At 40.0% G+C, this 19,894-nt stretch carries 17 protein-coding genes; 6 read left to right on the top strand and 11 right to left on the bottom strand.

The window, feature by feature from the left end; all coding sequences use genetic code 11:
* Positions 1–60: 60 nt before the first annotated feature.
* A complete protein-coding gene (aspS, locus tag CLV81_RS05555; RefSeq protein ID WP_106144045.1) occupies positions 61–1,809 on the bottom strand; it encodes an aspartate--tRNA ligase in 1,749 nt (582 codons plus the stop codon).
* 369 nt (positions 1,810–2,178) lie between these two features.
* On the opposite strand from aspS, the gene CLV81_RS05560 reads away from it, so the two are divergent.
* Positions 2,179–2,529, top strand: a complete 351-nt coding sequence (locus CLV81_RS05560) for a toxin-antitoxin system YwqK family antitoxin (RefSeq protein ID WP_106144046.1) — start codon at positions 2,179–2,181, stop codon at positions 2,527–2,529.
* Positions 2,530–2,595: 66 nt separating this feature from the next.
* Here CLV81_RS05560 and CLV81_RS05565 read toward each other — a convergent pair whose 3' ends face one another.
* The 6 genes from CLV81_RS05565 to CLV81_RS05590 all read right to left on the bottom strand — a co-directional run bounded on the left by CLV81_RS05565 (position 2,596) and on the right by CLV81_RS05590 (position 10,469).
* The gene (locus tag CLV81_RS05565) at positions 2,596–6,105 is read right to left on the bottom strand and encodes an efflux RND transporter permease subunit (protein WP_106144047.1); all 3,510 of its coding nucleotides are present in this window, start codon (positions 6,103–6,105) and stop codon (positions 2,596–2,598) included.
* Between the two features lie 15 nt (positions 6,106–6,120).
* On the bottom strand, positions 6,121–7,296 hold the full coding sequence (locus CLV81_RS05570) for an efflux RND transporter periplasmic adaptor subunit (protein ID WP_106144919.1): 1,176 nt from the start codon (positions 7,294–7,296) through the stop codon (positions 6,121–6,123).
* Between the two features lie 23 nt (positions 7,297–7,319).
* Positions 7,320–8,678 (bottom strand): TolC family protein, encoded by a 1,359-nt coding sequence (locus CLV81_RS05575; protein WP_106144048.1) that lies wholly within the window; start codon positions 8,676–8,678, stop codon positions 7,320–7,322.
* Positions 8,679–9,284, bottom strand: coding sequence for a TetR/AcrR family transcriptional regulator (locus tag CLV81_RS05580; protein WP_106144049.1), 606 nt, complete (start codon positions 9,282–9,284; stop codon positions 8,679–8,681). It lies immediately after the preceding gene.
* Positions 9,285–9,505: 221 nt separating this feature from the next.
* Complete coding sequence (locus CLV81_RS05585) at positions 9,506–9,916, bottom strand: Asp23/Gls24 family envelope stress response protein (protein ID WP_106144050.1); 411 nt, start codon at positions 9,914–9,916, stop codon at positions 9,506–9,508.
* Between the two features lie 10 nt (positions 9,917–9,926).
* Positions 9,927–10,469, bottom strand: coding sequence for an RNA polymerase sigma factor (locus CLV81_RS05590; RefSeq protein ID WP_106144051.1), 543 nt, complete (start codon positions 10,467–10,469; stop codon positions 9,927–9,929).
* A 119-nt stretch (positions 10,470–10,588) separates the two neighbouring features.
* Here CLV81_RS05590 and CLV81_RS05595 point away from each other — a divergent pair, with 119 nt between their 5' ends.
* Entirely contained in the window at positions 10,589–11,572 is a 984-nt protein-coding gene (locus tag CLV81_RS05595; protein ID WP_106144052.1) for a polyprenyl synthetase family protein, read from the top strand.
* Here the strand turns inward: CLV81_RS05595 and CLV81_RS05600 are convergent.
* A complete protein-coding gene (locus CLV81_RS05600; RefSeq protein ID WP_106144053.1) occupies positions 11,569–12,711 on the bottom strand; it encodes a lycopene cyclase family protein in 1,143 nt (380 codons plus the stop codon). The two genes, CLV81_RS05595 and CLV81_RS05600, sit on opposite strands and share 4 nt — an antisense overlap.
* Positions 12,712–12,817: 106 nt before the next feature.
* Between CLV81_RS05600 and CLV81_RS05605 the strand changes: the two genes are divergently transcribed.
* A complete protein-coding gene (locus tag CLV81_RS05605; RefSeq protein WP_106144054.1) occupies positions 12,818–14,371 on the top strand; it encodes an aryl-sulfate sulfotransferase in 1,554 nt (517 codons plus the stop codon).
* An 18-nt stretch (positions 14,372–14,389) separates the two neighbouring features.
* Here the strand turns inward: CLV81_RS05605 and CLV81_RS05610 are convergent, their stop codons facing one another.
* A complete protein-coding gene (locus tag CLV81_RS05610) occupies positions 14,390–14,881 on the bottom strand; it encodes a thioredoxin family protein (protein WP_106144055.1) in 492 nt (163 codons plus the stop codon).
* Between the two features lie 34 nt (positions 14,882–14,915).
* The gene (locus CLV81_RS05615) at positions 14,916–17,267 is read right to left on the bottom strand and encodes a TonB-dependent receptor (RefSeq protein ID WP_245911930.1); all 2,352 of its coding nucleotides are present in this window, start codon (positions 17,265–17,267) and stop codon (positions 14,916–14,918) included.
* A 146-nt stretch (positions 17,268–17,413) separates the two neighbouring features.
* Between CLV81_RS05615 and CLV81_RS05620 the strand changes: the two genes are divergently transcribed.
* From CLV81_RS05620 to CLV81_RS05630, 3 genes are read left to right on the top strand one after another with little or no spacing between them, the layout of a single operon-like run.
* The gene (locus tag CLV81_RS05620) at positions 17,414–18,070 is read left to right on the top strand and encodes a metal-dependent transcriptional regulator (protein WP_106144057.1); all 657 of its coding nucleotides are present in this window, start codon (positions 17,414–17,416) and stop codon (positions 18,068–18,070) included.
* Positions 18,070–18,891, top strand: coding sequence for a ZIP family metal transporter (locus tag CLV81_RS05625; protein ID WP_106144058.1), 822 nt, complete (start codon positions 18,070–18,072; stop codon positions 18,889–18,891). The genes CLV81_RS05620 and CLV81_RS05625 overlap by 1 nt, the downstream gene beginning before the upstream one ends.
* Before the next feature lie 19 nt (positions 18,892–18,910).
* The gene (locus tag CLV81_RS05630) at positions 18,911–19,417 is read left to right on the top strand and encodes a DUF4440 domain-containing protein (RefSeq protein WP_158259075.1); all 507 of its coding nucleotides are present in this window, start codon (positions 18,911–18,913) and stop codon (positions 19,415–19,417) included.
* On the opposite strand, the gene CLV81_RS05635 is transcribed toward CLV81_RS05630, so the two are convergent.
* Positions 19,414–19,890, bottom strand: coding sequence for a hypothetical protein (locus CLV81_RS05635; RefSeq protein ID WP_106144060.1), 477 nt, complete (start codon positions 19,888–19,890; stop codon positions 19,414–19,416). The genes CLV81_RS05630 and CLV81_RS05635 overlap by 4 nt on opposite strands.
* Positions 19,891–19,894 lie beyond the last annotated feature (4 nt).

Consider the following 19,894-nt stretch of genomic DNA (forward strand, 5'->3'; position numbering starts at 1 on the left):
CAAGAGGTTATTGAATAAAAGTATTAAAAAAATCCCGCGATTTGCGGGATTGTTACTTTGTTATATATCCAATTTCAAATGGAGCTCTTTTAGTTGATTTTCATCTATTGAAGCGGGTGCATCAATCATTACGTCCCGGCCACTATTGTTTTTGGGGAAAGCAATAAAATCACGAATGGTTTCCTGTCCACCCAAAATAGCCACCAATCGGTCCAAACCAAAAGCGATTCCTCCGTGGGGTGGCGCACCATATTGGAAGGCATCCATCAAAAACCCAAACTGATTTCTTGCTTCTTCTGGAGTAAAACCAAGATGTTTAAACATAGTGGACTGCACCTCCTTATCATGGATACGAATGGAACCTCCACCGATTTCGTTGCCGTTCAACACCAAATCGTAGGCATTGGCCCGAACCGCCCCAGGTTCTGTGTTCAGCAATTCCAATTGACCGGGTTTTGGTGACGTAAATGGATGGTGCATGGCATGATAATTACCTGTTTCTTCATCCAATTCCAACAATGGAAAATCGATTACCCAGAGCGGGGCAAATTCATCAGGTTTTCTCAAGCCCATGCGCTCGGCCAATTCCATACGCAAAGCACTGAGCTGTGCACGGGTCTCGTTGGTGTTTCCAGAAAGAACACAAATCAGATCTCCAGCTTTAGCTCCGGTAATCTTGGCCCATTGCGCTAGATCCTCTTGGTCGTAAAACTTATCTACAGAAGATTTGAAGGAACCATCTTCATTGCATTTAACATAGACCATGCCTTTGGCTCCCACTTGAGGACGTTTTACCCAATCAATTAGCTTGTCGATTTCTTTTCGAGTATAGGATGCAGCGCCAGGAACGGCAATACCTACTACCAATTCAGCAGAATTGAATACGTTGAAATCCTTGTGTTGTGCCACCGAATTCAACTCCCCAAACTCCATCCCAAAGCGAATATCAGGTTTGTCGTTACCGTACCTTCTCATGGCCTCGTCAAAAGTCATTCTAGGGAAATTGCCAGAATCTATTCCATGGATTTCTTTGAGAAGGTGTTTGGTCAATCCTTCAAAAGTGTTCAAAATATCCTCTTGTTCCACAAAGGCCATTTCACAGTCAATCTGGGTAAACTCAGGTTGACGGTCGGCTCTTAAATCCTCGTCCCTAAAACATTTTACAATCTGAAAGTACTTGTCCATTCCACCCACCATCAACAATTGTTTGAAGGTTTGAGGGGATTGAGGCAAAGCATAAAACTGCCCTTCGTTCATCCTGCTGGGAACCAAAAAATCTCGAGCACCTTCAGGAGTGGATTTTATAAGGTATGGCGTCTCTACTTCTATAAAACCTTGGTCGGACAGATATTTTCTCACCTCCATGGTTACTTTATGCCTAAAGATGAGGTTGTTTTTTACCGGATTTCTTCGAATGTCCAGATAACGGTATTTCATGCGAATATCCTCTCCGCCATCAGTATCGTCTTCAATGGTAAAGGGAGGAAGTTCAGAAGGATTCAGGATTTGAAGCTCATTCACCAATACTTCAATATCTCCCGTAGGAATATTGGGATTCTTTGAAGCTCTTTCAATAACGTTTCCCTTGATTTGAATCACAGTTTCCCTGCCCAACTCCCTGGCACCTTCCAAAAGCGCCTTGGACGAACGGTCTTCGTCAAACACTAATTGTGTAATTCCATACCTATCCCTTAAATCTACCCAAACCACAAATCCTTTGTCGCGTACTTTATGTACCCAACCGCTTAATGTAACAACGGAATCTATATCCGTTGAACGAAGCGCTCCACAAGTCGTATTTCTGAACATAAATTGATAATGAACGGCAAATTTAAAAGGAATGGTGTGATTTACTACCAGTTATACAGATTTTATATCGGATTGTCCATTTGGGAAGCATATGCACTGGGATTTTCCTGAATTTAGCTAGAAACAATAAAAAAACTTTTGATTAACATAAAATTTACATAGTATTTATGGAGGCCAATGGTAAAAAGAATCGACGATTTGTTTATCAAATTAAAATTTATAAAATATGTAAACAATTGATATGCAAATATTTAACGATTTAAAGTTAATTTAATGTAAATTAATTGTTACTCAAAAGTGTATTTAATGTAAAATAATAACTACTTTTACAGCGTTATTGATACTGAAAATAATTTAAAACCCATATAGATGAAGCAATCGATATTACTCTTGATGATGGTGTTTTCGGTCTGTATGTATGCTCAAAGCACAGAACCGACTTTGGAAAAAGTGGGAAAAATGGTAAAGGCTACATATTTTCACGAAAACGGTAACATAGCCCAAACTGGCTATATGTTGAAAGGTAAGTTGCATGGACAATGGTTTATGTATACGGATAATGGAAAGAAAATCGCTTCCGGTAAATACGACAATGGAAAAAGAGCTGGGAAATGGTTCTTTTGGGAAGGTGAGATTTTGAAGGAAGTGGATTATTTGGACAACCGAATTGTTGGTGTAAAAAACTGGAACAAGTCTGAAATTGTTTCGGTAGATTTTTAACTTATTTGTCCTTAAAAAAAGCCCGGCCAATTGGCCGGGCTTTTTTTGTTATAGATACTAGTTGCATTAGGCGGCAATATCCAATACCTCTTTTTTGGTTTCTTCCTTCTTTACTCTATTTTTTCTAATTCGAACCTTAACACGATACACTATGCTGAACAAGATTGGTACAACAATAAGCGTAAGGAATGTGGCTACGAAAAGTCCGTAAATTACCGTCCAGGCCAAGGGTCCCCAAAAAATCACGTTATCTCCACCAAAGTAAATGTTGGGATTAAACTCACTAAACAGTGTAAAGAAATTGATATTGAATCCTGTAGCTAATGGAATAAGTCCTAAAATAGTAGTAATTGCCGTCAACAATACCGGGCGAAGCCTAGCTTTACCACCTTTGACAACCGCTTCCATAAAATCATTTGGTTCCAACAGATCATCGTCATCCAATTCCAATTCCACCTTTTTACGATCTATCAAAAGTTGGGTATAATCCAACAACACCACTCCGTTGTTCACCACGATACCTGCCAAAGAAATGATTCCCATCATGGTCATCATGATTACGAATGCACTTCCAGTGGCTACGATACCTCCAAAAACTCCTATCAAACTTAAGAAGATGGCCAGCATGATAATACCTGGTTTGGAAATGGAGTTGAACTGGAAAATCAGGATAAAGAAAATCAACCCAAGACCTGTAAAGAAAGCTCCCATCAAGAATGCCATTTGCTTGTTCTGTTCTTCAATTTGTCCAGTATAGTCGACCTTGATATTTGAAGGAAGTTCGGTAAAGCCTTCCATTTCATCCTGAATTTTACTGACAATCGCACCAGCATCTGTATATCCGGGTGCTAATGCAGAATAAACGGTCACAACACGTTTTACATCCCTATGTTTAATAGCACTAAAACCAGAACTGTTCACTTGTTGGGCCACGGCGGAGACAGGAACCTCTTTGATTTGTCCAGAAGATTGATCCCTAAATGTGATTCTTTGATTGAAAATAGCACTGGTGTTATATCTGTTTTCTTCATTGAATCTTACATAAATATCATAGTCTTCACCATCCTCTTTGTAAATGCCGGCCTTGGCTCCAAAAATGGAGTTTCGTAATTGTTGACCTACTTGGCCCGTTGCCACACCCAATTCTCCAGCTTTTTTACGGTCTACCGCCACAAGCATGGAAGGTTTGGATTTGTTTACATCAATCTTTAGCTCATCAATACCGGGAATGTTTTTGGAATTGATGAAGTTCCTCATCTTTTCCGCGGAAACAATAAGCTCTGAATAGTCGTCCCCTTCCAATTCTATATTGATAGGGTATCCTGCAGGAGGACCAACCGCATCCTTTTCCACTGAAATGGCAACCCCTGGATAGATGTCTTTAAGAGCCTCTTGAACTTTTTTAAGTAGTTCATTACTGTCCGCTCCCTCTCTGAACTTGTACTCCCGCATGGTAGCGGTAATTTTACCTCGATGAGGCATTTCTGCGGAAGAACCTCCATCTGTTTGAGGATTTCCTGCTCCTTCACCCACCTGTGATACAGCACTTTCCGTTAGGAAATTGAAATCTCCATGCAGATATGCTTCTTCATTGATAATATCATACACTCGCTTCTCAACATCTTTGGTAATGGCATCTGTCTTTTTGATGTCCGTACCTTCTGGATATTCGATATAGACGATAATCTGGTTGGGTGTGTTGTCAGGGAAGAACTCAACCTTAGTACGCTGACTTCCTACGGATGCCCCAAAGCCCATAAAAGCTAGGAATAATAGAGCAAAGGTCCCGATTGCAATGAATATGGGTCTTCTCCCGGCCAAAGCCCTGCGCAATGTCTTTTCGTAAAACCTTTCCCATTTCGGAAGAATTCTGTTTTGGAAACTGTTCGCCCAATTCCTGAGGAACAATCTATAAATCCAGAGAAGAATGGAGGTCAATACCATAAGGCTTCCCAAAGCTCTATAACTTCCCCCTACAATCATGATAACCAAACCAATTCCACCAACTATGGATGTAATGCGTATGATCTGTTTCAGAGGCATATCCTTGTCTTCCGTGGTCATGTATCGTGATACCAGAACAGAGTTAAAGAAAATAGCAACAAATAGGGATGAGCCTAGAACTACTGATAGCGTTACAGGGAAGTAAATCATAAATTGACCCATTACTCCTGGCCAAAGGCCTAGAGGTACGAATGCCGCCACAGTAGTCAAGGTAGATATAATGATAGGAAATGCGATTTCCCCGATACCTTTTTTAGCTGCTTCTATTCGGGACATACCCTCTTTGTCCATCAAACGATATACGTTTTCGACAACCACAATACCATTATCCACCAACATACCTAATCCCATAATCAGACCAAAAAGAATCATGGTATTCATGGTGTAGCCCAAAGTGCTCAAAATCATTAACGACATGAACATGGACATGGGGATTGCGAAACCTACAAACAGGGCATTTTTGAACCCTAAGAAGAACATCAATACCGTTACAACTAGGATAATACCAAAGATGATATTGTTCACCAAATCATCAACTTGTCCAATGGTCTTGGAAGATTGGTCATTGGCTATAGTTATTTGAAGGTCTTGCGGAAATACATTTTGTCTGGCATCTTCAACCATAACTTGAATTTGCTCTGCTGCGGCCACCATGTTTTTACCAGCTCGTTTTTTAACGTCCAGCATCACTACGGGATGTCCAAACTCTCTGGCGTAGGTGGTCTTGTCCTCTTCCTTGAAAGATACCTGTGCAATATCTTTCAAATAAATAGGTTCGTTATTTTCAGATTTTACCACAAAGTTTTCCAGCTCGTTGGGCTCATCAATTTCGCCAACAATACGAATCGTTCTACGTTGGCCACTAGTAATCAAGTTCCCTGCAGAAGTGGTCATGTTTTCCCTGCTAATCGTATTGATAACATCGTCAAAACTAACCTTTGCGGCCATCATTTTATAGATATCCACTGCAACCTCTACTTCTTTTTCTTGGGCACCACGGATATCCACTTGCTTGATTTCCTGCAGACTTTCAATTTCATCTTCTAGGTATTCCCCATATTCTTTGAGTTTTTCCACTGGATAATCCCCCGAGATGTTGATGTTCAGGATGGGAATTTCTTCGGACATACTCAAATCGAAAACCGTTGGTTCCACCTTAGCTCCATTAAAAGTGGGCCAGTCTTCTCCTGCAGTTTGGGAGTCCACCTCATCTTTTACTTTTTGCTTGGCAGCTTCAACGGAAATGCTCTCATCGAACTCTACAATAATCATGGAATAGTCCTCTTGTGATGTAGAGGTAATTTCTATGACGTTGCTCACCGTTTTCAGCTCGTCTTCCAAGGGGTCGGTAATCAATTTTTCAATATCCTCAGCAGTGTTCCCTGGATAAAGCGAACTGATATAGATTTTCGTTTCCTTGATTTCAGGGAAATTCTCACGGGGCATGCTGAAATAGGCCGAACCTCCCAAAAAGAGGATAACGGCAATCAGAACATACATCGTCGTCTTGTTGTCAATAGCCCAGGAAGCCAGTCTAAACTCCTTGTTTACTTTTTTCTTTTTCTCATCCATAATGCTAAGTTTTGACTATTCTACAGTTAGGATTTTTACTTTTTGTCCATCCTTCACACTTCGGGCACCTTCATCAATAACACCATCTCCATTTTCAATTCCCGATATCACTTCAACCAAGTCTCCTTGGGTCTTTCCAGTTTTGATAACCGCTTTCTTGGCAATAGCATCCGAAGAAGTTGAATCTGAACCCACGAGATACACATATTGCTCACCTTCCGCATTTTCAGAAACAATGCTTTGTGGAATCAAGATAGCAGATTCATTGGTATAATCATTGATCATCACCTTGGCCGTAAGGTTGGGCTTTATTTTACCATTTTTGCTAGGTACGGGAATCTCCGCTGTAAACGAACGGTTGCCCGGTTTAATAAAGTTGCCTGTCTGTCTAACTTTGGTGGTAACACTGTCGCCAGTTACTGGAAAATATACCCGTACGTTTTTTCCTGGGGTAACATTGGGCAAATGACTTTCGGGAACATCTACTTGAATGTACATGTTTGAAAGGTTCACAATTCTGAAAACCTCAGAACCTGCACCGGGACTTACCACAGTGCCTTGGTCTTTGATTACATCATCAATGATTCCAGAGAAAGGTGCTCTTATCGATGATTTTGCCACCTGGCTTTGCATTTGGTTCACTACACTTTCTTGAGCTTCGTAAGCTGTTTTTGCTTCCAAGTATTGAATTTCAGAACCTATATTTTGCTCCCATAGTCTTTTTTGACGGTCAAATGTAGTTTTGGCCAAAGCGGCTTGTGTCTTCATTTGTGCCAATTGGCTCGACAATCCACCGTCGTCAATGGAAGCCAGTAACTGACCTTTTGAGACTTTCTGTCCTTCTTTGACATACACCCTATACAAGGTTCCAGAAATTTCAGGATAGATAAGAACATTTTGTTTCGTTGTCACATCGCCCTGAAGCTCAAGATAATGGTCAAAGTTTTCCGTTTTTGCCTCAATTGTGGTCACCAGAGGTAACTTTGCACTATCATCAAGAAGGGCAATAACGGAATCCAGCTTGTAGATGTCCATTTCCAATTCTTTTTGCTGAGAGGCAATTTCGTTTCTCTTTTCGCGAATGGCAGTTAAATCCTTACCATCAAGTACAGTTTGTAAATCTGTTCCACCACCACCGCCACATGAATAGAGGGTGATTGCTGTAAGAACTAATAGGGATATTCTTTTCATGATTGTATGGTTTTGTTTTTTGATCATTTATTAATTATGGTTTCCAATTCTGTTTTCCTATTGATGACATCCACCATGGACTGTAAAAATTCTTGTTGGGTGGAATACAATTGGGTTTGGGCCTGCCGCAACTCAAAACTGGTAGCCAAGCCTTCGGTATACTTTATCTGATTTTTGTTTTCAATACGTTCGGCTAGCTTTAAATTCTCCTTGGAAGTGTCATATTCCTCAATGGAGAGAATATAATCGCTCTTGGCGCTTTCCAGTTGGAGTCTGATCTGTTCTTCAGCCTCCATTAGTTCAGTTTTTGCTTTTTCCAGTGCAATTTTGGCTCGTTGGGTACTTGCACTCCTTTTTAATGAACTAAAGATTGGGATATCAAGGTCGAAACCAAGTATGGAATTTTCAAACCACTGTTGTCCTCGGTCCAAAAAGTTAAAACTATCACTAAAGGAATTTGCACCATAGTTCACAAAAGCATTGAGTGTAGGCAAAGCCCTGCTCTTGGCCAATTTAAGTTCGTAGAACCGTTGCTCGTTCAAATTAAGGGCCAACTTATAGTCTACGTTGTTTTCAATGTTGAATTCGGTATCCAAAATGGTTGGTGTAATCTGTTTTTGGGTTAAATCTTCCAAACTTTCTGAAAGCTCGGTAGGATTTTCTATAGGCAGCCCCATCATAAGGTTAAGCATCTGAAGAGTAATCTTTTCCAATCTTTTAGCATTTTTCAATTGGTTCTCCACAGAGGACAGGGTGATTTGTAGTTGATCTACACTTTCTTCATCCCCCAGGCCATTTTCATAGATACGTTTGGTTTCATAAAGATTCTTTTCCAAAGTCGCCATGTTGCGTTCTGAAATTAGAACACTTTCCTGTGCCAATAGCACGTTGCCATAAGCTTCAACTACAGATTTCCTAACATCTAGAGCCGTCTTTTCCTTATTATTTTGGCTAAAGCTCAAAAAAGCCTTAGTTGCCTGTACACCTACTATATAAGAACCATCAAAAATTTGTTGGGTTAAGGTAGCAGTAGCGGTTGCGGTTTGCGGCGGCGCGAAAATTATGGGAACAAAAACATCTGGATCCTGTACTACCCCAGGAGGTAAAAACTCCGGTGGAACAAGAATTGAAGGGAACTGGTTTATGGGTTGTATCAACTGGTTTTGATAACTAACCGTACCAGAAATCTGTGGAAGCCCATCCGCAATGGTTTCCCATTTTTGCTTTTGGGCATCAACGATATCCCTTTCTGCATTTATTGCGCTGTAGTTATGCTCTAAGGCATAAGCTATGGCTTCATCCAACGAGAAAGTATTTGGTTTTTCCTGACTTGATAAAAGGAATGGCAGACTTAAAATAAGACTGATAATGATTGTTCGCATTTATTCTTGGTTTGAATTGATGATTGAGTTTAATATTTTTCTTCCTTTGGGAGTCACTACTCCTCTTAAATGATATTCCAAAAAGTCATCCTCTAATTGGGTGTTGGAGAAAATGGTCATAGGAAATAAATCGTTGTCCTTAATACTGATTACCCCGCTAAAGTAGATTCGAGCCACAAACTCTACATTGAGGTTAGCTCGATAAATACCCATTTCAACACCTCTTTTGATGTTGTCCAATACACAGTCTTGCATCATCTCGAATTGTTTTTTCTTCAGTGAATCATGAAGTTTCGGATAGTACTTTTGCAATTGATACTGCGGCGAAGATTTTTCACCTTTTAAGTGATGCATGGCAAATCGCTTTATCTCGTACAATTCTTCGATAGGGTTTTTTTTAAGCGCCACTATCTCATCAATACCATTTGAGATAAACCAAAACAAATCCATGGTTGTCTCTTCCACCAATTTGGTTTTATTGTCAAAATGGGAATAAATGGTCTTTTTGGAGATACCCATTTCTTGGGCTAAATCATCCATAGTAACACTTTTAAATCCCAGATTGAGAAAAAGTTCCGTTGCTTTATGTAAAATTTGCTCTCTCATTTGAGGGGTCAAATGTAATCTGGAAACTATAGAAACAAAAAAAGTTTCCAAAGTTTTACATTTTTTTAACGTTATCGCATCTATTGTTTTACCGCGACCAACCAACTATAAATTGACGAATGGGAGAATCTTTTTTGGACTGAGTTGTTTTTTTTGACCTTGAACTCCAGAAAAATACTCTGGAGCGATTGCCATATCGTTCTTTAATGATGTTACTTTTCCTATTCTTGTTCATTTTTACTTTCATTTTCAATTCGCTCAACATAAGCTGTGTAGGCTTTTTCACCTTCTTCTTTCCAGAAATTGTCATAATGTTTCCAGTCGGCAAATTCCTTTCTGGATTTGCACCAATCTTCCATTTTACGCTTGCGTTCTTTTTTCATGCTCTTTCCTTTTGAAGAATGGTTACCCATTCCGAACAATATTTTTGCCAGCACCAACAAACCTATTGCTTGCCAATAACCAATAGTGGTAAGACCGAATATTGTGGGCATCAGCCAGTTCCATAGCCACATAATCACAAATCCTATTAAAAAGGCAAATAGGATTGCAATAAGGATCATAAAGAATACCTTAAATCCTTTTTTTACATATTTTTTGACTTCCATTTCGTACTTTGTTTCAGCTTCCATTTCAATATTTTTAAAAATTATTTTTTTGTTTTTCCAAGGTTTTGGCCAGAATTGATAATGCTCTGTGTCTTCTTGACATAAGTGTTCCTGAAGAAATATTGGTTTGCATGGTTATTTCCCGATATGTGTAACCTTCAAAATCCACAGCAATAATAATATCCTTATATTCTGGTTTAAGCTCCCGTATAGCATCTCGCAAAGCCTTTTCAAGCTCTGGTGTATAAGAATTGTCCGCCTTGTCGTAGAACAATTCTGCAAACTCTTGCCAACGATGTTCCATATCATCACTTGTATATGTATTTGTTTTCTTTGAGCGCATCAAATCGATAATTCGATTTCTGACCGCATTGTACACAAAACCTGCAACGTTGGAAATTGGTGTTGCATCCACAGGCCTTGAAAATATGCTCACCGCCACATCCTGAACAATATCCTCAGCATCCCGATCGGTTGAATCCTCAACCCTGGACCTTACGTAAGCTCTCAACGAATGATATTCTTCGTTGAAAAAAGTGGTTAACCTATTTTGATCGCTTTCTTGCGGAGATGACATTGGTTGATTGTTCAAATCTTCTATCTATAAAGACGAAGGTTCTCAAAACTATTGCGTTTTGGAATAAACTTTTTTCAATTCTTAGGTTTCTTGTACTTCCTAGCTTGTATTTTTGAAGAATGACTGAGCAAAAGAAAATAGGTGAATTTAGAGATAAAGTATTGGCTCACTTGGACGCGCGGTTCACCACAAAAGCGCCAGAAACCCTCTACGAACCCATTTCATATATTCTGGGACTGGGCGGAAAGCGGATGCGACCCGTATTGACCTTAATGGCAGTAGATGTTTTTAATGGTAAGATTGAAGATGCCTTGGATGCGGCATTGGCCATAGAGGTTTTCCATAACTTTTCCTTGGTTCATGATGATATTATGGATGATGCCCCTTTACGAAGGGGGAAAGTCACGGTGCACGAAAAGTGGAACATCAATACCGGAATACTTTCTGGTGATGCTATGCTCATAAAATCGTATCAGTTTTTTGAAGGTTATGAACCTGATATGTTTAAAAAGCTCGTTTCCTTGTTTAGCAAGACTGCGATAGAGGTTTGTGAAGGGCAACAATACGATGTGGATTTCGAGATAAGAAATGATGTTGCTATTCCGGAGTATCTTAAAATGATAGAATACAAAACAGCGGTTTTGGTTGCTGCATCCTTAAAAATGGGTGCTATCATTGCAAATGCATCACATTCGGATGCTGATGCCATATATGAGTTTGGAAGAAGTTTGGGTATCGCTTTCCAGTTACAAGATGACTATTTGGATGCTTTTGGAGACCCTAAAACCTTTGGGAAGCAAGTAGGAGGGGATATTATCGAGAACAAAAAAACAATATTGTACTTGAAGGCTCTTGAATTTGCCTCATCGGATGATAAAATGGAATTGGAAAGACTATTTTCAGAAAAACCGGAAGATCCCGAAGCGAAAATCAAGAGAACGAAAGAGATTTTCCAGAAAACGGGTTCGGTTGCATTTCTCAAAAAGGAAATAGAAAATTACACGGACAGTGCGTTTGAGAGTTTGGAAAAAATTTCGGCACCGGAAGAAAACAAAATGCTCCTAAAAGAGTTTGGGAAACAGCTTATGGACCGCACCATCTAAAAAATACGCGCCAATAGGGCCCTTATAAATGGTATTGGTTTAGGAGCAGCCATCATGCGAATGTCTTCCCAAATAGTGGTTTCATTGTCCAGAAATTTAAGAATTAAACTTGCCGGTCTTTTCTTGAAAAGAGACTCGAAGATAGATTGTCCCAAATGATTGTTTTTCGCTAAAACATCCAACAAAAGCATATCGTAAAACAAGAACTTGTCCTTTTTGTAAAAACGGGACAAAGGCTTATTCCGCCTTAGATGGGCCGTAAGCTTTTTTACTTTTTTGCTGGTTGAATAAAAGGTGAATCCCGTACTGGGTTTGGCCCAGCCACCTGCAATACCAATATACATATGTGAATCCGTGTTCTTCTTATGAAAAGGATAAGCGGTCATGGGAATACTTCCCTGCTCTTTTTCTGTTATAGTGTAAAGCACATCCTTGTAATGCTCATCCAAATAGGCCACAATGGCATCTTCATATTCTTCCTTTTTGAGCAAATGTTCGGAAAACAAAGTGTATTCAAACAACGCTTCAGTTTCGGAAAAAGGAAGTACATACATAAAACGTGTATTACCTTTTTGTGGAATGGAAAAATCCATAAAAGTTGCCTCATCAACCTTAAAAACAGGTTTTTGAGTCTTTATAAACCAACCAATAAAATGTTGCTGAAGCACAGGATATTTTTTCTGGTCATATAAGGATTCATAAGAGAAAATGCTGTTAAAAACCTTCTCACAAGCATATTTTTTGTCCTTGCCCACTACCTCCATACCGTTTTTAAGTTCATTTACAGCGGTGACTTCATCTGTAGTTCTAGTGATGTTGGGATGCTTCTGTATTTGTTTGTTATAATGGGAATAAAAATCCATGGCGCGTATCATCTTATAAGAATAGGGCGCAATGGAGGTGGATAAACATAGCTTGTCACCCGCGAAGTAAATTTTGGACCAACTTTTTTCAAGTAGATGGTCAAAGATGCCATCTCCAGTCTCCCAAAAACACCAGGTACGGTCATTTTTGGTCTTTACCTCTTTATCTATAACCAAAATGGATTTGGAAGCAAAAAAATCATCAGACCCTAAAGCATCTGCCAAAAGCAATCCGGAAGCACCTGCACCTATGATGATATAGTCGTAATGGGACATTGCTCAAAAATACGAATTAAAGAAGCTAAAGTTAAATGTGGATTTGAGGAGTCTTAATCCACTTCTTTTTGCTTAAAAATGAGTAAATTAAAGGAAAAATCAGCTTATGGGATTAAGAAATGTAGGACTACTTACCTTATTGTTTTTTTTGTTTTACGCATGTTCCGATGACGACACTTCAGGAGACACAAATCCTGATTTGGATTCAGACGTAATTAGGTCCATTAATGTGCGATTGAACCCAACGGGATATGCTCCTTTGAATGCTTTGATCGATTTGGAAACCTTAGAAGCGGTTTCTGTTGAAATAACTGTTGTGGGCCGTGAGGGTAGCACCTCAAATATTACTAGAAGTTTCCCAGGAACAGCAACATCTTTTGAACTTGAAGTATTTGGACTATATGCCAATTACAACAATACGTTGGAACTGACTTTATTTGACGGCTCCGGAGTTGTTTTGGAAAATCGGGAGGTAACCGTGGAAACCCCTCCGTTGATTGCCGATATGCCGCAAATTTCCATTGATGTTCCCACAAATACCTCAGAACTGGAGTTCAATCTGGTTAATTATTTTGGGTTTAGTCAAAATTTTAGACCCCAACGCCCTTTCATTTTCGACCAGTTTGGAGATATTCGATGGTATTTGAATTTTACAAGTCACCCAGAGCTTTCAGATTTGTTTTTTGATAATGGAATGACCCAACTTCGCAATGGGAACTTTTTGTTTGGAAACGCCGCCACCCGGTCCATTTACGAAATAGACCTTTTTGGAAGGATTGTGGATTCGTGGAGTTTGCAGGGGAACGGTTTTCATCATCATGTTATAGAAAAACCTGACGGGAACCTCTTGGTAACGATTAACGACGCGAGTAAGTCGACTGTTGAAGATGTGGTCATTGAAATAGATAGGGCCACGGGAGAGTTCATAAATACATGGGATTTAAACAACTCCTTGGATAACTCACGTAGGGGATGGCCCACAGATTTAGCCGACCTTAATGAGGACTGGTTTCATGCCAACGCGCTTGAGTACAGTGCTGAAGATGATGAGATAATTGTGTCGGGTAGAACACAGGGAGTAGTTAAATTAAATCAACAAAATGAGGTCAGTTATATTTTGGCCCCACACAGGGATTGGAATACTTCTGGTGACGGAACTGATTTAGCCCAGTTTTTATTGACCCCGCTGGATGCAAATGACCAACCTATTACGGATTTGGATGTTCTGGATGGAACCGTAAACCATCCGGATTTTGAATGGTCATGGTACCAACATTCCCCAATATTGATGCCTAATGGCAACCTTATGATTTTTGATAATGGGGATAATAGAAATTATATCAACGCTGGCCCGTACAGTAGGGCAGTAGAGTACGAAATTGATGAACAGAATAAAACCATAAAACAGGTTTGGTCCTACGGTAAGGAACGCGGTTCTGAAACCTATGCGCGAATTGTTTCGAAGGTCAGCTATTTATCGGATAAAAACTCCGTTTTGTTTACACCAGGTTCTTCGGTTAGTGGGGGAGTTCCAGCGGGAAAAGTAATTGAGGTTGATTATGGTACAAAATCGGTACTTTTCGAAGCAACCATTAATCCGCCCAATACGATTTTCAATATCAGTTTTCATAATGTGCTTCGGGTTTCTTTATTGGATTGACCTGGAAATAGCGTTTTATTACTGACTGCTAAGGATTCCATTCAACTTTTTGGGAGACAGATACTCAAAATATCGCGCAATAATCTCAAATCTTTCATTGAAGACTATTATGGCTGGGAGCGAAAAAGGACGGTTTTCTCGAGAGGCCAGGAGTAGGGGAATTTGATGTGTAGGATTTCTTTTTTTGCCAACTTCTTTATTTGTATAGATATCACCACCAAAAGCAATGGTTTCTGTAGTCTCGGCATTCATCTTAACGGCATAATACTCCGAATTGAGCAAAGAAATTGCCTTTTTATCCTTAAATGCTGCTTTGTCCATTTTCTTACAATAAGCGCACCAGTCTGCATAAAAATCAATGAAGACTTTTTTTGGTTTTATTGCTAGGGAGTCTTCCAATTGTTCAAAACTGAGCCATTGAATTTCCTCTTCTTGTGCTACAGCTTCAAGAGGAGACAAAAGCGTAATCAAAAAAAACAGTGTCCCAAAGGGAAGAAAAGTTTTTTTCATATGTGATATTGTGTATTTCAAACTACAACATTTATCAATGAAGCTTTCCAAATTTTAGGCCAAAAAAGAAGGCACGAGGGGCATCAGGACCATAGATATAATCAGAATCCCGTCCTGGACCTATATCAAAATCATCCTGAAAGCTATTAAAAATATTAGTCACTCCGCCAGAGACCGTACCCATAAAAGAGTCACTAAAATCGAAATGGGTTTCCAACTTAATGTTCATATCAAAAAATGAACCTGAATCGTTTAGCTCCAAAAATCCATTATCACTGATTACTCTTGGAACGGTCATATTACCCGTATAGGTTCCCGTAACATCTATATTAAACTTTTCATTGGGAATCCATGTGGTGTTCAAATAGCCATAAAAATTGGGCACGCGAACGAATTCATCGATAACGATATCATTTTCTCCGGGTGTTCCGTCACTTTCAAATAATAGTTGAGGTTCATCCCATTCGGTTTGCTGTAAAGTACCACCCAATTGAAAACGCCATTCTGGATTTGGAGATAGCCCTAACTCAAAATTAGAGCCATAAACACGAGCTCCTTCACCGTTTCTTACTTCCTCTATAATTGAACCATTTTCTAAAACCGCACCGGTACTCACCAAAGTGAAAGGGTCTTCCAAACTGGTGTAAAATCCTTCCAATAGGAAATCAAATTGTAATAGATTCTTGGTTTTGGAATAATTCAATGAACCTGTAAATGCATTTGAAAATTCAGTATCCAAGTCCTCTGATAAGATGACGAATTGCGGTTCACCGCCTACACTGGAAATATGAAGGTCTTCATTAAAAGTTTGTGGGGCCCGAAAACCTCTAGCATAGCCTCCTCGAAGACGCAACTCCTCCGTGAGTTTGTAGGATAAAGTAATTCTCGGTGAGAGCGCAGTTTGGTTTAGGTCCAAGTCCCTTTCAATACCTCCCACAGAATAATCTCCGATTACATTGACATTATCCAAACGGGCTCCCAATAAAGCGGAAAATGTATCCGAAGGTTTCCATTCGTATTGGGCATAACCCCCCAAGGTGTTTACATTTTGGTCTACGAGTCTATTATATCCAGGTATTTGGTCTTCCGTAGTGCTATAGTTAAACTCTGCTCCTGCAGTGAGCACATCATTATTTTGAAACGTCTTGGTTATTTGTAGACCATTGACCCAAGCCAAATCTTTGGTGGTGCCAAAAGCATTATTGGCCAACAAACTGTCTTGTCTGGTTCTTCCACCGCCCAGTCCTCCGTAAAAACTATCGCGATTGGTATAGGAGGCCGAAGTATAAACCTGCGTTTGTTGTGTGCCATCTTTGCTACTTATTTCATAATCTGCGCCACCAATAAAGGTATCATGGTCCAATTCTTCTGTAATATCGGTAAATTGGGGAGCCAGCTCCAATCGGTCTCCTCCTCTTCGATATTCTCGAATGGCGTTTAAGTTCACGGAAATACGACTCCTATCCGTCGGTTTTAAAAAGGCCTTTGCTCCAACTGTAGTATTGCGTAGTTCCACCAGTTCCGTAAATCCATCATCATTGGCATCATATGCTTGTCGGTTTCGATAAGTACCAAAAAGCGTAACACCACTATTAAGATCATCAGCAACAATGGAACTGTTGAAATTAACGATTCGGTCAAGGGCGTCACCATCAATAATGGCGAGGTTGCTTCCTATTTCCCAGGTGTTTAAAATAGGGTCTTTGGTAATTATGTTTACGGTTCCCGCGATGGCATTGGACCCGTAAAGTGCGGAACCACCACTACGAACCACCTCTACACGTTCAATAATATTAGTAGGAATCTGCTCCAAACCATAAACCCCCAAAAGAGAAGTGAAAATGGGTCGGCTATTCAAAAGTATTTGGGTGTAGGCACCATCCAAGCCATTTAATCTTACCTGTGTAAAACCACAGTTTTGGCAGTTGGTCTCTACACGAACTCCTGGAGCAAAATTAAGTCCCTCGGCTACGGTAATAGATTGGGTGGCCGTGAGTAATCGTGGTTTTAAAGAGGAGACCACCACAGGAGCACTTCTACGTTCCACACGGTTTCGAGTGGCACTGATTACCACCTCGTCCAATCCTAAAACATCCTCAATTAATGTGAAATCAACGGTCAGAGATGAACGTTGAGAAATGGTCAGTTCTTTATTTTGGGAACGGTACCCTTGTGATTGGGCAACCAAGATGATTTCACCCTCAGCAATTTGAAGTTGATAAGTGCCATCTACATCTGTGGTCGTACCAATGTTTTTGCCTTTCACGAAAACACTTACAAACGGTATGGGTTCTCCATTGGATGATACCGTCCCTGAAATGGTAACCGTTTGTGCGGATAAAAAGGTGCATGACATTGCCACAAGAAAAAAGACGAGATGTTTCAAGGATTAATTATTTAGAATTAGACCAAACAAAAGTATGTAAATGCAACTAAGTCGCAAAGAGAAAAAAAGAAATATTTAAATAAATTTTTAGACAAATCTAAAAATTGGTTTTGACAAATAAAAATGTATTTTTGAAAAAACTTTGTATGACTCGTTCCGAGGAGAATTATATAAAGATTATCTTCCATCTGGGTGGAAATACATCTACCCTCATCTCCACCAATGCCATTGCCGAACAGATGGCAACGAAACCTTCTTCTGTTACTGATATGTCCAAAAAACTTGCGGAGAAAGGATTGCTGCATTATAAAAGGTATCAGGGTGTTACGTTAACTGAGTTAGGTGTAAAAGTGGCGCTTTCCATCATTCGAAAACATCGACTTTGGGAAGTGTTCTTGGTTGAAAAATTGGATTTTACCTGGGATGAGGTCCATGAAGTTGCCGAACAGTTGGAACATATAAAAAGTGAAAAGCTAATTGACCAAATTGATGCCTTGCTGGGTTACCCCAAATACGACCCTCATGGTGACCCCATTCCCAGCAAGGATGGTGAGTTTTTGGAACGGGACAAACAACTTTTGAGCGATATGCCCAAACAGAGTATAGGGGTTTGTGTAGGTGTAAAAGATACTTCTACCCCTTTTTTAAAGTTTCTTGACAAGAACCAAATTGCGTTGGGAAACACCATAAAAGTGCTGGACATTGAGGACTTTGACCAGTCGCTTTCCATTTTAATAAACAACAAAAAATTGAACATATCACATCAGATTGCATCCAATCTTTATGTGAAAAAGCAAAACTAATGGAACAAATAATCAACTATTTTGAAAGTATCAATCCAATTCTGGCGGCTTTGTACGCCACGCTTTTCACTTGGGGCCTTACGGCGGTTGGCGCTGGATTGGTCTTTTTCTTTAAAAGCGCAAATCGGGCTTTATTGGATGGAATGCTAGGTTTTACTGGAGGGGTAATGGTAGCAGCAAGCTTCTGGAGTCTATTGGCACCTGGAATTGAAATGAGTCCCGGAGAAGGTTTTACTAAAGTGATTCCTGCGGCCATCGGATTCCTGCTGGGTGCGGCCTTTATTTTTGGTTTGGATAAGATACTCCCCCACCTACATATTAACTTTCGTGAAGAAGAAGCCGAAGGGGTAAAAACGCCTTGGCGTAGAACGACCTTGCTTACTTTGGCAATTACATTGCACAACATTCCTGAAGGTTTGGCCGTTGGCGTTCTTTTTGGTGGAGTGGCCGCAGGTTTTGATGGTGCCAGTATTGGTGGTGCCGTGGCCTTGGCACTGGGGATAGGATTACAGAACTTTCCAGAAGGGTTTGCAGTGGCTATGCCTTTGCGTAGACATGGATTGAGCCGTTGGAAGAGTTGGTTGTACGGACAGGCATCCGCTATTGTGGAACCGATTGCTGGAGTATTGGGAGCTTGGGCCGTACTCACTTTTGAACCCTTATTACCCTATGCGCTGTCATTCGCTGCCGGTGCCATGATTTTTGTGGTGGTAGAAGAAGTAATTCCAGAAACACAAAGGGATAAGTATACTGACATTGCCACTCTTGGGTTCATTGGCGGATTTATTATTATGATGACCTTGGATGTGGGGTTGGGGTAATGATAACTACCTTTATACCATGAAAAGACTATTATACCTCCTACTCCTGCTTTTGGGAGTTCAATTACAGGCACAAACGGTAGCTGATTTTCAAAAAGAAATCGATGAATCTGTTTGGAAACCATTTCAACAAGCCTTTGAAGCTTTAGATGGTGAAGCGCTAAATGCAACCTATGCCGAAGAAGTACTGCGGGTAACTCCTCAAGGAATTGATACTCAGAATGCATTTAAGGAAGCAAATCTGAAACGTTTTGAACAAAACAAAGCCGATGGTATTTCCATTGCTTTGGATTTCTGGTTTGATAGTCGTCATACCAATGGTGCTGCTTCCTACGAAGTAGGCTTTTACCGCATTGGATTTATGGATGAAGCTGGCAAGACCAACTACAGTTATGGACAATTTCATATCGTAATCCAAAAACAAAAAGGGGAGTGGAAGATTACCCAAGATTGGGATACTACCACCATTAACGGGAAAACGATTAGCGCAGAAGATTTTGCCAAGAAAGAACCAATACGGTTTTAAGCGCGTAACTCTTCGAGCAGCAAGCCAAAATCGTATTGTAGGTCTTCGTGAAGGGCGGCTATCTTTTTCTCTATAAAAAGCAATTGTCTTTCATAGAGATTCATCAAGGTGACATTCCTTCGGATGGAAGGCTGAAAGTCCTTTAGCTTTTCGCAGAAATATATCAGGAGTTCCACCTCGGTTTCTTTGTTACCAGAATAGCGAATGAACTTTTTAAGTGTCCTTAGAATCTTTCGAACACTTTTTTTGATGTAGAAAAAACTGTTGGTATTGATTAAAGAGAACTGTTCATCCATTTCAGATTTCACATGTTCAATATATCCTGCTTCGTTGTCCGCTTCAAAAAGCAGATAGGTAAGTAATTCCTTGTTTTCTTTTTTGAATCGGGCTAAACGCAAGCAGAGCTGAAGAATCTCATCGTCCGACCTGTATTGCAGTTCTTTTTTTAATTGTGCTATCGTAGCCGTTTTCATTTTG

It is taken from the genome of Flagellimonas meridianipacifica (genome assembly GCF_003001695.1).
Lineage (GTDB): Bacteria > Bacteroidota > Bacteroidia > Flavobacteriales > Flavobacteriaceae > Flagellimonas > Flagellimonas meridianipacifica.

What these genes read in the sequence shown, in the direction of transcription:
- aspS (WP_106144045.1), bottom strand. Translation starts at nt 1,809, where the DNA reads ATGTTCAGAAATACGACTTGTGGAGCGCTTCGTTCAACGGATATAGAT.
- CLV81_RS05560 (WP_106144046.1), top strand. Translation starts at nt 2,179, where the DNA reads ATGAAGCAATCGATATTACTCTTGATGATGGTGTTTTCGGTCTGTATG.
- CLV81_RS05565 (WP_106144047.1), bottom strand. Translation starts at nt 6,105, where the DNA reads ATGGATGAGAAAAAGAAAAAAGTAAACAAGGAGTTTAGACTGGCTTCC.
- CLV81_RS05570 (WP_106144919.1), bottom strand. Translation starts at nt 7,296, where the DNA reads ATGAAAAGAATATCCCTATTAGTTCTTACAGCAATCACCCTCTATTCA.
- CLV81_RS05575 (WP_106144048.1), bottom strand. Translation starts at nt 8,678, where the DNA reads ATGCGAACAATCATTATCAGTCTTATTTTAAGTCTGCCATTCCTTTTA.
- CLV81_RS05580 (WP_106144049.1), bottom strand. Translation starts at nt 9,284, where the DNA reads ATGAGAGAGCAAATTTTACATAAAGCAACGGAACTTTTTCTCAATCTG.
- CLV81_RS05585 (WP_106144050.1), bottom strand. Translation starts at nt 9,916, where the DNA reads ATGGAAGCTGAAACAAAGTACGAAATGGAAGTCAAAAAATATGTAAAA.
- CLV81_RS05590 (WP_106144051.1), bottom strand. Translation starts at nt 10,469, where the DNA reads ATGTCATCTCCGCAAGAAAGCGATCAAAATAGGTTAACCACTTTTTTC.
- CLV81_RS05595 (WP_106144052.1), top strand. Translation starts at nt 10,589, where the DNA reads ATGACTGAGCAAAAGAAAATAGGTGAATTTAGAGATAAAGTATTGGCT.
- CLV81_RS05600 (WP_106144053.1), bottom strand. Translation starts at nt 12,711, where the DNA reads ATGTCCCATTACGACTATATCATCATAGGTGCAGGTGCTTCCGGATTG.
- CLV81_RS05605 (WP_106144054.1), top strand. Translation starts at nt 12,818, where the DNA reads ATGGGATTAAGAAATGTAGGACTACTTACCTTATTGTTTTTTTTGTTT.
- CLV81_RS05610 (WP_106144055.1), bottom strand. Translation starts at nt 14,881, where the DNA reads ATGAAAAAAACTTTTCTTCCCTTTGGGACACTGTTTTTTTTGATTACG.
- CLV81_RS05620 (WP_106144057.1), top strand. Translation starts at nt 17,414, where the DNA reads ATGACTCGTTCCGAGGAGAATTATATAAAGATTATCTTCCATCTGGGT.
- CLV81_RS05625 (WP_106144058.1), top strand. Translation starts at nt 18,070, where the DNA reads ATGGAACAAATAATCAACTATTTTGAAAGTATCAATCCAATTCTGGCG.
- CLV81_RS05630 (WP_158259075.1), top strand. Translation starts at nt 18,911, where the DNA reads ATGAAAAGACTATTATACCTCCTACTCCTGCTTTTGGGAGTTCAATTA.
- CLV81_RS05635 (WP_106144060.1), bottom strand. Translation starts at nt 19,890, where the DNA reads ATGAAAACGGCTACGATAGCACAATTAAAAAAAGAACTGCAATACAGG.